The 11,756-nt window shown below is 29.2% G+C and carries 12 protein-coding genes; 7 read left to right on the forward strand and 5 right to left on the reverse strand.

Annotated features, from left to right (window positions below; translation table 11 throughout):
• Positions 1-90 precede the first annotated feature (90 nt).
• From lpdA to AC1XJX_RS09525, 4 genes are all read left to right on the forward strand, one after another.
• On the forward strand, positions 91-1,491 hold the full coding sequence (lpdA, locus tag AC1XJX_RS09510) for a dihydrolipoyl dehydrogenase (protein WP_482003746.1): 1,401 nt from the start codon (positions 91-93) through the stop codon (positions 1,489-1,491).
• A 902-nt stretch (positions 1,492-2,393) separates the two neighbouring features.
• Positions 2,394-2,966: an RNA polymerase sigma factor gene (locus AC1XJX_RS09515; RefSeq protein ID WP_482003747.1), complete on the forward strand. Its 573-nt coding sequence runs from the start codon at positions 2,394-2,396 to the stop codon at positions 2,964-2,966.
• On the forward strand, positions 2,966-3,145 hold the full coding sequence (locus AC1XJX_RS09520; protein WP_482003748.1) for a hypothetical protein: 180 nt from the start codon (positions 2,966-2,968) through the stop codon (positions 3,143-3,145). The genes AC1XJX_RS09515 and AC1XJX_RS09520 overlap by 1 nt, the downstream gene beginning before the upstream one ends.
• 26 nt (positions 3,146-3,171) lie before the next feature.
• Entirely contained in the window at positions 3,172-3,999 is an 828-nt protein-coding gene (locus AC1XJX_RS09525) for a membrane protein (protein WP_482003749.1), read from the forward strand.
• 336 nt (positions 4,000-4,335) lie between these two features.
• Here the strand turns inward: AC1XJX_RS09525 and AC1XJX_RS09530 are convergent, their stop codons facing one another.
• The 3 genes from AC1XJX_RS09530 to AC1XJX_RS09540 form a co-directional block, all read right to left on the reverse strand.
• Positions 4,336-5,118, reverse strand: coding sequence for a S1/P1 nuclease (locus AC1XJX_RS09530; RefSeq protein ID WP_482003750.1), 783 nt, complete (start codon positions 5,116-5,118; stop codon positions 4,336-4,338).
• An 82-nt stretch (positions 5,119-5,200) separates the two neighbouring features.
• A complete protein-coding gene (locus AC1XJX_RS09535) occupies positions 5,201-5,920 on the reverse strand; it encodes a LytR/AlgR family response regulator transcription factor (RefSeq protein WP_482003751.1) in 720 nt (239 codons plus the stop codon).
• A 3-nt stretch (positions 5,921-5,923) separates the two neighbouring features.
• The gene (locus AC1XJX_RS09540) at positions 5,924-6,646 is read right to left on the reverse strand and encodes a sensor histidine kinase (protein WP_482003752.1); all 723 of its coding nucleotides are present in this window, start codon (positions 6,644-6,646) and stop codon (positions 5,924-5,926) included.
• A gap of 519 nt (positions 6,647-7,165) precedes the next feature.
• On the opposite strand from AC1XJX_RS09540, the gene AC1XJX_RS09545 reads away from it, so the two are divergent.
• The 3 genes from AC1XJX_RS09545 to AC1XJX_RS09555 all read left to right on the forward strand — a co-directional run bounded on the left by AC1XJX_RS09545 (position 7,166) and on the right by AC1XJX_RS09555 (position 9,391).
• A complete protein-coding gene (locus AC1XJX_RS09545) occupies positions 7,166-7,558 on the forward strand; it encodes a MotA/TolQ/ExbB proton channel family protein (protein ID WP_482003753.1) in 393 nt (130 codons plus the stop codon).
• Between the two features lie 178 nt (positions 7,559-7,736).
• Complete coding sequence (locus AC1XJX_RS09550; RefSeq protein ID WP_482003754.1) at positions 7,737-8,084, forward strand: helix-turn-helix domain-containing protein; 348 nt, start codon at positions 7,737-7,739, stop codon at positions 8,082-8,084.
• Entirely contained in the window at positions 8,078-9,391 is a 1,314-nt protein-coding gene (locus tag AC1XJX_RS09555; RefSeq protein WP_482003755.1) for a type II toxin-antitoxin system HipA family toxin, read from the forward strand. Before AC1XJX_RS09550 ends, AC1XJX_RS09555 begins: the two co-directional genes overlap by 7 nt.
• Positions 9,392-9,407: 16 nt before the next feature.
• Here the strand turns inward: AC1XJX_RS09555 and AC1XJX_RS09560 are convergent, their stop codons facing one another.
• Complete coding sequence (locus AC1XJX_RS09560) at positions 9,408-10,763, reverse strand: DEAD/DEAH box helicase (protein ID WP_482003756.1); 1,356 nt, start codon at positions 10,761-10,763, stop codon at positions 9,408-9,410.
• 41 nt (positions 10,764-10,804) lie between these two features.
• The gene (locus AC1XJX_RS09565; protein ID WP_482003757.1) at positions 10,805-11,695 is read right to left on the reverse strand and encodes an aldose 1-epimerase family protein; all 891 of its coding nucleotides are present in this window, start codon (positions 11,693-11,695) and stop codon (positions 10,805-10,807) included.
• Between the last annotated feature and the right edge of the window lie 61 nt (positions 11,696-11,756).

The raw sequence follows: 11,756 nt of genomic DNA on the forward strand, positions 1-11,756 counted from the left end.
AAAAAACTATGTTTTAACCTAAAATGCGTTAATCTAAATTTGTATTTTTGCGATGCATTATTTTAAACACAAAATTCAAAAAAATATAATATGAATTCATACGATGTGGCCATAATAGGCTCTGGTCCTGGAGGATATGTTGCAGCTATCCGTTGCGCACAATTAGGCATGAAAACTGCCATTATAGAAAAGTATGCAACTTTAGGTGGTACATGTTTAAATGTTGGTTGTATACCAAGTAAAGCACTTTTAGATTCGTCACATCATTATGAAGATGCTGTAAAGCATTTTGAAGAGCATGGTATTGATATTCCGGGAGAAATTAGAGTGAATTTAGAAAAAATGATTGCACGAAAGCAAGCAGTTGTTGATCAAACTACTGGTGGCATCGATTTTTTAATGAATAAGAATAAGATTGATGTTTATCACGGTTTAGGAAGCTTTAAAGATGCTACACATATTACCATTTCTGGAGATCAAACTATTGAAATTGAAGCGAAAAGTGCCATTATAGCAACCGGAAGTAAACCTTCAAATTTACCTTTTATAAACTTAGATAAAGAGCGTATCATTACTTCAACAGAAGCTTTAAAACTAAAAGAAATACCAAAACACATGATTGTTATTGGTGGTGGTGTAATTGGTTTAGAGTTGGGTCAAGTATATAAGCGTTTAGGCGCTGAGGTTACTGTGGTTGAATATATGGATAGAATTATTCCAACGATGGATGCCGGACTTTCAAAAGAATTGAATAAAGTTTTCAAAAAAGCTAAATTTAATATTCAAGTATCTCACAAAGTAAAATCTGTTGAGCGGATAGGAAATGAAGTTATAGTAAAAGCAGATAATAAAAAGGGAGAGGAAGTAGAGTTTAAAGGTGATTATTGTTTGGTTTCTGTAGGAAGAAAGCCATACACAGATGGGTTAAATGCAGAAGCTGCTGGCGTAAAACTAACCGATAGAGGTCAAGTTGAGGTTAATGGTCATTTACAAACAACTGTAAGTAATATATATGCTATTGGCGATGTTGTTAAAGGAGCTATGTTAGCTCATAAAGCTGAAGAAGAAGGTGTTTTTGTAGCTGAAATTATTGCAGGACAAAAACCACATATTGATTATAATTTAATTCCAGGTGTAGTTTATACTTGGCCAGAAGTAGCTAGTGTTGGTAAAACTGAAGAAGAATTAAAAGAAGCTGGTGTTGAATATAAAACAGGTTCTTTTCCAATGCGCGCTTTAGGTAGAAGTAGAGCTAGTATGGATTTAGATGGTTTTGTGAAAATACTTGCTGATAAACAAACTGACGAAATTCTGGGCGTACATATGATTGGAGCTCGAGCTGCTGATATGATTGCAGAAGCTGTTGTAGCTATGGAATTTCGTGCTAGTGCAGAAGATGTTTCTCGTATGTCTCATGCCCATCCAACATTTACTGAGGCTATTAAAGAGGCAGCTTTAGCAGCAACTGAAGATAGAGCTCTACATATTTAATAAGTTTTTTTATCGTTTTGTTTAATACTAAATTTCCAATTCGGACATGAGAAACCTATAATTTGAATATAAGTGGATGAAAACTTAAAAGTGTTATAATTTTTATGAAAGATATCAAGCTCTTTCAACGTTTGATGTTAAAACTAGTGAATTTTTAAGTAGTAATGAAGGTGCTTGAAATTTGGATGAAGATATCATGACTGAGTATGTTGAGTTTTATGCCAATAATTCTAAAAGAGTAGGTTAATACTTTAGTTTTAAATTGTCAATAAGCGATTCTATTTTTTAAGTCTTAGAAGAAATATAGAGTTAAAAAAAAATCGATATAGTAGCTTCAGGTGTATTAAATGAAGCTTGGTTATTATCTGGTAGAATTAACAATGGAGAAACCTAAACAAGAGCTACAAATGCGCCAAGGAAAACTATGAAAATTTTATCATCAATCCGTTTTCGATGTATAACTTTTAATGCTGAAATGAAACAATTTATAGGAACAGCCGACTGACTTACTCTACAATTAATGGTATTTTTTACTGAGAATATAAAATTCTTTTCTAGAGATGATTCCACAATATGAGCTCATTTGAAATTTGATTTTACCTTAGTTTAATATAATTGACATCATTAAGGACTTTCTTGTAAAGGTGAGTCAATTTATGAGATTTGGAGTCTCAGAGAATAATTCAAAAATTATAAAAAAAATTCCTTCTTATAAATATGAAGTAGGATTTTTTTTTATAAGTAGTTATTAATTAATAACTTATATTAGATAAAAAAAACGAAAAGTATATTTGTATAGTCATAACTACATATATTTTGATACTTTTTTTTAATAAGTAAGTGACGTTTAATAAAAGCTAGTGTCATAAACTAACAATAACTAAACAGGCGAAAAGCTATAATTGGAAACCTCAAAAGATATTAATAGAATTTCTGATGAAGATCTTATAAAAGGTATTGTAAAAAACAATGATACTTTGCTTTTCGAGATTTTATATGATAGGTATGCTAGCTTGGTTTATAATAAGTGTTATGGTTTTGCCAAAGACTCAGATGAGGCTAAAGATTTAACACAAGATGTATTTTTAAAACTCTTTGTTAAACTTGCTAGTTTTAAAGGTGCGTCAAAATTTTCAACATGGTTATATGCATTTACATATAATCACTGTGTTAATTATGTAACAAGAAATACCGCTAAAAAATTTGAAAAACAATCTGTAAATTATACTGATATAGAAAATCTTTCTGAAGATGAAGAGGATGAAACTTTTCTAACTATGAAAGTAGAAAAATTAAAAGAAGTATTAGAGCTTATTTCTCCTGAAGAGAAAATGATATTATTACTAAAATACCAAGATAATCTTTCTATTAAAGAAATTGAAAGTGTTTTAGGGATTGGAGAAAGTGCTGTTAAAATGAGAATTAAACGAGCAAAAGATAAACTTATAGATACTTATAATAATAATCTTAACTAATGGAGAATCCGTTTAAACATATAAACCAGCCTCTTAAAGAAGTTCCACAAGAACTCAAGTCTAAGGTTATGTCTGATATCGCCATGGCTAAACTCATAATGGAGTTAGCTGCATTGTTTTCTTACAATATTGGTGATGTTATAGAAACTGTAATGAAACAAAGAAAACCAAAAAAGTAAAAACCTAACCCTAACAAAAATTAATTATGAATAAAGCAACACAATGGAAAGATATGGCTACCGAATCATTATCAGCTATGTGGCTTGAAATATCTCAAATATTCCCCAATATTATTGGTACCATTTTATTACTAGTAATTGGATGGTTTGTAACTAAAATTGTTGTAAAAGTTGTTAAAAAAGCATTAAAACTAGCAAATGCCGATAAATTAGATGATGCCTTAAATGAAATTGAAATTGTTGAAGGTAAAAAATTGAGTTTTGATACTATTAAAATAATATCAGGCTTTGTAAAATGGATTATGTATATCATGTTATTAATTATGGCATTAGATATCATGAATCTTAATATGATATCTGAAAAAATAAGTGATTTACTAGGGTATTTACCACAATTATTCTCGGCCTTAGCTGTTTTTACAGTTGGTTTAATTTTAGCAAATACCATTAAAAAAGGATTGAAATCGTTTTTTGACTCCATGGATTTATCTGGTGCTAAAATGATAAGTCAGGTAGTTTTTTTCATCATTTTAATATTTATTTCTATAACCGCATTAAATCAATCAGGTTTAGATACTACCATAATTACTAGTAATATCACCATGATATTAGCAGCTTTTTTACTAGCTTTTGCTTTGGCTTTTGGCTTTGGTGCACAAAAATTAGTGGGCGATTTATTAAGAACTTTTTATACTAGAAAAACATATGAAATTGGCCAAAAAATAGCGTTTAATGATATTGAAGGTGAAGTAGAGTCTATTGATGGTATAACGGTTACATTAATTACAAAAGAAGGTAGGCTTATAGTTCCAATAAAAGATATTGTAGAGAGTCAAGTAAGAATTCAGGGTTAACTTTGGTTAGGTTAAATTTGGTTGGTTACTAAACTGAAAACCGAAAGGCTCTCTATATTATAAAACTCTTTTGATTAATTTGAAAGGGTTTTAACTTTAATTAAAGACACATGATTTTAAGATGAAATAAAATGCGTCTCCTTAGTTTTTATCTTTTTTGCAATCAATAGTTTCGTTACAATATTTTCTTTAGATAAAGAAGGAAAGGCTCAAAGCATAAAAATGAAAGGAAAAGCTCCGAACATTGATTTTAGTTTTGATTTTCATCATTTAGATTTTAAACGAGTTGATAATAAATAATTGCCATTTTAAATTTTGCCGAGTAGTAAAACTACTTTAAAATAAATCATTCAAAACTTTAGCTAATCGTATACCTGCTATTTGTAGTTGTGTTCTAACAGTTTCAAAGTTGTTATAAGAATACTGAAACCTTAAATTTTCATCAGGTTTAGCAGATTTATATACTTTTTTTGTTAATTCTTGGGTTTCGTTTACCCAGTCTATAACACTTCCTTGTTGTATGGCTTTCACTTGGTTTTTAGTTAATGCATCAGCATTTTCAGCTAATTCAATATAGCTCATATCAAAGCTTTCAATCATATCGCCATCCCAAACACGATGCATATTAGAGTCTTTATAAAACCATTGTACTTTAAAATCGTTGCCGCCTCTATCATCTTCCAGTCCAATATGCATAGGTTGATGTAAATCTCCAATTAAATGAATCAACATTTTTAAATAAAAGGCTTTATCATCATCAGAGGCTTCATCATCTTTTATAACTTTTATGCAATAATTGATACCAATAACTAAATCACCTTTCGGATTTTTCTTAGAGTCTTCATATTTCATATCAAAAGGCATATTTATATAATGCCAAGTAGAAAATTCGTCATAACGTTTGTCAGATTTTATTTCATCTGCATAGGTAGACACAAATGCTAAAGACTTTCTTTTTAGTAGTTTGCTAACTTCTTTTTTAGCTTTTTTAGTCAAATACTCATCAGCAATTTTACCTACAACACGATGTCCTGTTGCACTCCAATATGGCTTAGTAGTATGATTATTTTTTGGTGTTATGAAAAATAAAGCAATGAAATAAATTAGTAGTGTTTTCATAAAAGCAAATTTACAAATAACTACTTCAATTTTCTTTAGTTAACAAAAGTTTAATATTGATTAAATCTATATTTCTAATTAGTTATAAATAAGTTTCTAAAACTTTTAAAACTTCTTTTTTGTAACTTCTACTAATAGTTAATGTTGTGTTGTTAATAGTTATTTCTTCATTTGTAAATGATGAAATATAATTTAAAGCGATTATGAATGATCGATGTATTCTTAAAAACTGTTTAGTTGGTAATTTAGCCTCAATAGCGCTAATTGTTTCTCGGGTAACAATAGTTTCATTTGGTAAGTGGATTTTAATATAATCGCTATAGCTTTCGATGTAAATAATTGATTGAAAATCTATTTTAATCATGCGTCTATAGGCTCTAACAAACATAAAATCAATGCTTTCACTTTGATTATTTTTAAATTTTTTAACTTCTGTATAAACATTATAATAATTATTTACGGCTTTTAATAATCTTTCAAACGAAATTGGTTTAAGCAGATAATCTATTGCTTGTAATTCAAAACCTTCAACTGCAAAATCTCTGTAAGCGGTTGTGAATATCACTTTAATATCTTTATTTATTGATTTAGCAAACGATATTCCCGAAATTTCAGGCATATTAATATCTAGAAAAAGCAAATCAATATCGTGTGCTCTTAATACATTAAAAGCTTCTATGGCGTTAGCACAACTCGCAGTGATTTTAATATTAGGAATTTTTGATAAATGTGTTTCGATTACTTCTCTGGCGATGGTTTCATCATCTACTATAACACATAATATATCTTTGTTTTTTTGCATAAACTAAGCCGTGTTAAGTATTAAAATTACTCTAAAAACACTTTGATTTTTATTAATATCTAAAACATGTTGGTTTTTGTATAATAAGTCCAAACGTTTTTTAATATTTTCTAATCCGATACCTTTAGTTGAGGTTTCGTTGTTATTATTAGTATTTTTAATTTCAAAATGAATGCTTTTGTTTTTGCAAAATAGATTTATATTGATCCTTAGAATACCGTTTTTAAGACTTCCGTGTTTAAAACTATTTTCAATAAATGGTAATAAAAGCATCGGTGCAATTTTTATGTTTTCAGAAATGTTATCTGTTTTAAAATTGATTTTAAGCGAATTGTTAAAACGCATTTTTTCTAGTTCGATGTAATCATTAATATGATTTAATTCATCGGTTAGAGAAACAAAGGGTTTGTTTACTTGGTATAATAAATAATCTAGTAAATTTGATAGTTTTAATATCATTTCTGGGGTTTCGTCGGCTTTTTTTAAAGCAAATCCATACATGGTGTTTAAGGTATTAAATAAGAAATGTGGATGAATTTGCATCTTTAAATAATTAAGTTCTTGTTCTTTTAATTTTAATTGGTTTTCTAGAATTTTCGTTTCTAATTTTTTGGTCTCTTCAGTGTGTTTTAAGTTTAGTTTTAAAAGTTTAAAAGCACTCACAATAATCACCACTAAATAAACTGCAATAGTAACAAACAACAAGCTTTTGCTAATAGGCGCCATTTTTGAATACTTAAAGTTTGACAGGTAAACGAGTCCATAAAAAACAGAAAGAACAATTAGATAACTAGAAATGATTATAGTATATAAACTATACAGTCCAAATAGAATGTAACGCTTAGTGATAAGATATTTTGGAATTATTTTATAGATAAAAATATAAGTAGTAGCTATGGTAATAGGCATCAAAAATACTGAGAAAGATAAAACGTAATTGAAGTCACTGGTATTTATTCCAAAAAAATAGGTGTAGAAAAGTAACACGCCACACCAAAATACTATGTGAAGTATGATTTGTATTAATTTTTTAAAAATGAATCTATTTGAAAGCATAGCCTTTATAATCTGTACAATAATACTATAAATTTAAAGCTACAAAGGATTTTGTAGACGAATAACCAATTTAATAAAGGTTTTAACAAATTGTTGTATTAATTGCTAAATTAGTTATCCGTCGCATTTTGATTTTTTATGCGATTTTTACTTATATGTTTGTATCATGTTTAATTAAAATCATTTATTATGAATTTTTTATCAGTTTTTATGTCTGTCTTTTTTATGAATATTTTTATGGATGGCGGACCATTGTTCATGTCGCTCATTTTGATTTGTTTATTATTAGCATTATCTTTTGTAGTTATGGGTTTTCTTAATCTTAAGAAAGATGTATCGAAATCAAAAAAAATGACCAGTTTAGCATCAGACACCAGTATTTTAGGTTTAGTAATTGGGTTTTTAGGCTCTATTATTGGGATGATTACTGGATTTGATGCTATTGAGTCTATGAGTGATATTAGTTCTGGTATGTTAGCAGCAGGGCTAAAAATATCTTTCATAACAACCTTATTTGGTAGTGTAACTTTTATTCTACCAAGAATTGGTATTATTATTTTGAAATCATTACACAAGAACTAGTATATATACTCTTCTATCTGCTATTTTAATTTTATTAAAAAGTTAGTAATTACTATCATAAAGTATTTAATTTTATTTTAATGTTGGTTATTACTAACTTTTTTTTTGTTTTTTATTTGATATTTTATATTTTTGAATTGGTAAATACTAACAAAAAATAGTAATTAAATTATTAACAATGGGAAATTCTAATATTAATTGGCCTTCAATGACCGATAAATCTATTATTTTTTTTATTGGAGCTTATATAAAAGATAAACGGTTATTTCAAAATAAAACGCAAGCTAAAGTTGCTGAAGCTGCTGGAATTAATCGTTGGACTATGAGTCAAATAGAAAATGGCGAACCAATCTCTTTAATATCCTTAATACAAATTTTGAGAGCACTTAATTTGCTTGAAGTATTGGAGGTATTTAAAATTGAAACCCAAATAAGTCCTTTAGAGCTTGCTAAACTTGATAAACAAAAAAGGCAAAGAGCGCGAACAAAAGTTGAAGAAAACGAACAAAAGGATAGTGAATGGTAGAGGTTAAAACAGCATTTGTAAAAATTTGGGGTAAAATAGTTGGTGCAGTAGCTTGGGATGAAACTCAAAAACTGGCTAGTTTTGAATATGAGCCAAAATTTAAATTGAAACAGATAGATTTAGCGCCTATTAAAATGCCTATTAATTTAAATCAAAATATATTTTCATTTTCAGAATTAAAGCCTGCAAAGAATAGTGAATATGGTACATTTAAAGGTTTACCAGGTTTATTAGCTGATGTGTTACCTGATAAATATGGAAACCAATTAATAAATATTTGGTTAGCACAAAATGGACGTCCAGAAAATAGTATGAATCCGATAGAGCAGTTATGTTTTATAGGTAAAAGAGGTATGGGTGCTTTAGAATTTGAACCTACTCAATTAAAGCCAAATAAAAACACTTTTGAAGTTGAGATCGATAGTTTAGTAGATATTGCAAAGCGTATGCTAAACAAGAGAGAAGGGTTTGAAGCTAATTTGAATGCAGATGAGCAGCAGGCGGTAATGGATATTTTGAAAATAGGAACTTCTGCAGGTGGAGCGAGACCAAAAGCTATTATTGCTTACAACAAAAAAACAGGACAAGTGCGCTCTGGTCAAACAAATGCACCCAAAGGATTTGAGCATTGGCTGATAAAATTAGATGGTGTAAGTGATGCTCAATTTGGTGAAAGTAAAGGCTATGGTAGGATTGAAATGGCATATTACAATATGGCAAAAGATTGTGGTATTGAAATGATGGAATCCGAATTATTGGAAGAGAATGGTAGAGCTCATTTTATGACAAAAAGATTTGATAGAGAGGGTGGCTCTGTAAAACATCATATTCAAACCTTTTGCGCCATGCAACACTATGATTTTAATGAGGTTAGGAGTTTTAGTTATGAGCAACTATTTCAAACAATGAGAATGCTTAGGTTACCCTATCCTGATGCTGAACAAATGTATCGCAGAATGGTATTTAATGTGATTGCTAGAAACTGTGATGACCATACTAAAAATATAGCTTTTTTACTTAAAGAGGGTGGAGTATGGCAATTAGCTCCAGCATATGATGTTTGTCATGCTTACAGACCAGATAGTATTTGGGTAAGTCAGCATGCCTTAAGTGTTAATGGTAAAAGAATTGGAATTGATAAAGATGATTTGCTTGATTTTGCTAAGGCCATGAATATAAAAAAGGCACCACATATTATTTCAGAGATTAACGCTAAAGTGCAGCATTGGAATGATTATGCAGAGGCTGTAAACGTTAATGCTATATTACTTGATTCTATAAAAAAAACCTTGTTAAATTTAGAATAGTAAAACACTAAAAGATTTATTTTTTCTTATTCCGCTTATTATAATTTTTATCACCTCTGGTTTTAGGTTTTTTATATTTAGCAGCTATTTTAAATTTATAACTACCACCTAAGTTTTCTTTAGAGTTCTTTTCAGATTTTTCATGAAATGCAGGTCCCGGTGCATCTTCATCCTTTTGTTTAACTGGATTATTTCGCTCTTTTATTTGTGGGCGTTCTTCTTCAATAAGTTCTGTGGAAATTTCAACCGAATCAGGAATTTCTATAAGCGGAATCGTCATTTTCATTAAAGATTCTATATTTTTGATAGCGTCTTCTTCTACTTCTGTAGAAAAAACAAACGATTCTCCTTTACGTTCGGCTCTTCCTGTTCTTCCTATACGGTGCATGTAGTTTTCAGGGTAATCTGGTGTGTCAAAATTAATAACATGGCTTACGTTATCAATGTCTAAACCACGAGCCATTACATCGGTAGCAATTAAAATACGGTTCTCTCCATTTCTAAATTGTTCAATACTACGTAGTCTGTAATTTTGAGTTTTGTTTGAGTGGATTACGCATAATTCTTCTTTAAAATGGATGTCTAAATTATCAAATAATCTATCAGCCATTTTTTTGTAAGCTACAAATATTAAAACCTTATTATAGGTTTCAGAATCACTTAATAAATACGTTAGTAAATTGACTTTGGTATGAAAATTTGGAATATTGTAACGTTGTTGTGTAATATTTTCTAAAGGTGTACCAGATAAAGCTATTGAAACCCGTTCTGGACTTTTAAAAAAATCATTAATTAATACATCTACATCTTGTGTCATAGTAGCAGAAAACATAATGTTTTGACGCTTTTCTGGCAGGATATCAAAAATATTTATTAACTGATGTCTAAAACCTAAATCGAGCATCACATCAACTTCATCTATTACTAATTTTTGTATAGATTTTAATTGTAAAACACGCGTTAAAGCCAAATCGTACAATCTACCTGGTGTCGCAACAAGGATATCAACACCATTAGCGATTGCTTGTTTTTGAGTATTGATATTGGTGCCTCCATAAACACCTAAAACACGATTATTGATATATTTTGAAAGCTTTTCAATTTCCTCAACTACTTGCACTACTAGTTCTCTTGTAGGTACTAAAACCAAAACTCTAGGATTTTCTTGTGTTGAAAATTTTAAGTTTTTTAAAATAGGCAACATGTAAGCAAAGGTTTTACCTGTACCAGTTTGTGCAATACCTACCATGTCTTTCCCAGAAGCTACAACGTTAAAAGCATCAGCTTGAATTGGTGTTGGGGTTTTAAAGCCTAAATCGTCTAAGGCGTTATATAAAGGGGTATTTAAATTTAAATCTTCAAAAGTACTCACGATGTTCTATTTAGCTAGCAAAGTTAAGCTTATTATTCTTGTTAGACTAAATGCTTATTATGTATTTCTATGCTATAAGTTGCCTTAAAAGTATCATTTGGTTTTAAACTTATAATAGCTTCTTTCTCATCTAGGTTTTGGTTGGTAGCTTCATTATCAGCAATACCAAGCCAAGGCTCTATGCAAACATAATCGCCAGTTGGTTTAGCCCAAATACCTAAATAATTAAAATCTTGATACATCACACTTAAAATGTTTCCATTTTTATTACTTTTTAAAGTAACTTTTCTTGATTTTAAATCTTTAAAAATAAGTGCATCTTCGTTAAACAAATCATGATGTAAATTAAGTGTTTTGTTATCATTCAAAACTAATTTTATTTGACGTGAAATCAGTCCGTTTTTCATATTAATGAGATGTGTACTCGAATTTTCTGAGTGTTCAAACTCTAAGGAATAATCGTCATAACTTTCATTTTTATAAACCGGACACTTAAAAGCTGGATGTCCACCCAAAGAAAAATACATAGTTTTTGTGTCTAAATTTATAACACTATGATGTATTTCAATAATATTATCTATTAAAACAAATGTAATTTTAAATTCAAACTTAAATGGATATATTTTTAATAACACCTCGTTATAAATAAGGCTAAAAGTGATACTATTTGCAGTTTGATTAATAAGCTTTAATTGATTGTTATTTCGAATAAAACCATGTTTTGGAAGTTCAAACTTAGCGTTTTCAAAGTAATATGAGTTGTTTTTTAAAGCACCAATAATAGGGAATAAGTTGGGTGCAAAACTACCCCATACATTGGGGTTGGCATCCCACATAAAGTCGGTTTTATTTATTACTGATGCAATTTTACAAAGTTCTGCACCTGTATTTTTTACTGCAATTTTAAGTTTATCATTTTGTAAAGTAACCATGCTTTTATGTTATTAAACTATTGTGCAAAAATCTTAAAATTTTAAGTATTCTAAGTAACTT

It is taken from the genome of Flaviramulus sp., from assembly GCF_982512915.1.

Bases quoted from the DNA above. Each gene is read 5' to 3' on its own strand.
- lpdA (WP_482003746.1), top strand. From the start codon at position 91: ATGAATTCATACGATGTGGCCATAATAGGCTCTGGTCCTGGAGGATAT.
- AC1XJX_RS09520 (WP_482003748.1), top strand. From the start codon at position 2,966: ATGGAGAATCCGTTTAAACATATAAACCAGCCTCTTAAAGAAGTTCCA.
- AC1XJX_RS09525 (WP_482003749.1), top strand. From the start codon at position 3,172: ATGAATAAAGCAACACAATGGAAAGATATGGCTACCGAATCATTATCA.
- AC1XJX_RS09530 (WP_482003750.1), bottom strand. From the start codon at position 5,118: ATGAAAACACTACTAATTTATTTCATTGCTTTATTTTTCATAACACCA.
- AC1XJX_RS09535 (WP_482003751.1), bottom strand. From the start codon at position 5,920: ATGCAAAAAAACAAAGATATATTATGTGTTATAGTAGATGATGAAACC.
- AC1XJX_RS09540 (WP_482003752.1), bottom strand. From the start codon at position 6,646: ATGGCGCCTATTAGCAAAAGCTTGTTGTTTGTTACTATTGCAGTTTAT.
- AC1XJX_RS09545 (WP_482003753.1), top strand. From the start codon at position 7,166: ATGAATTTTTTATCAGTTTTTATGTCTGTCTTTTTTATGAATATTTTT.
- AC1XJX_RS09550 (WP_482003754.1), top strand. From the start codon at position 7,737: ATGGGAAATTCTAATATTAATTGGCCTTCAATGACCGATAAATCTATT.
- AC1XJX_RS09555 (WP_482003755.1), top strand. From the start codon at position 8,078: ATGGTAGAGGTTAAAACAGCATTTGTAAAAATTTGGGGTAAAATAGTT.
- AC1XJX_RS09565 (WP_482003757.1), bottom strand. From the start codon at position 11,695: ATGGTTACTTTACAAAATGATAAACTTAAAATTGCAGTAAAAAATACA.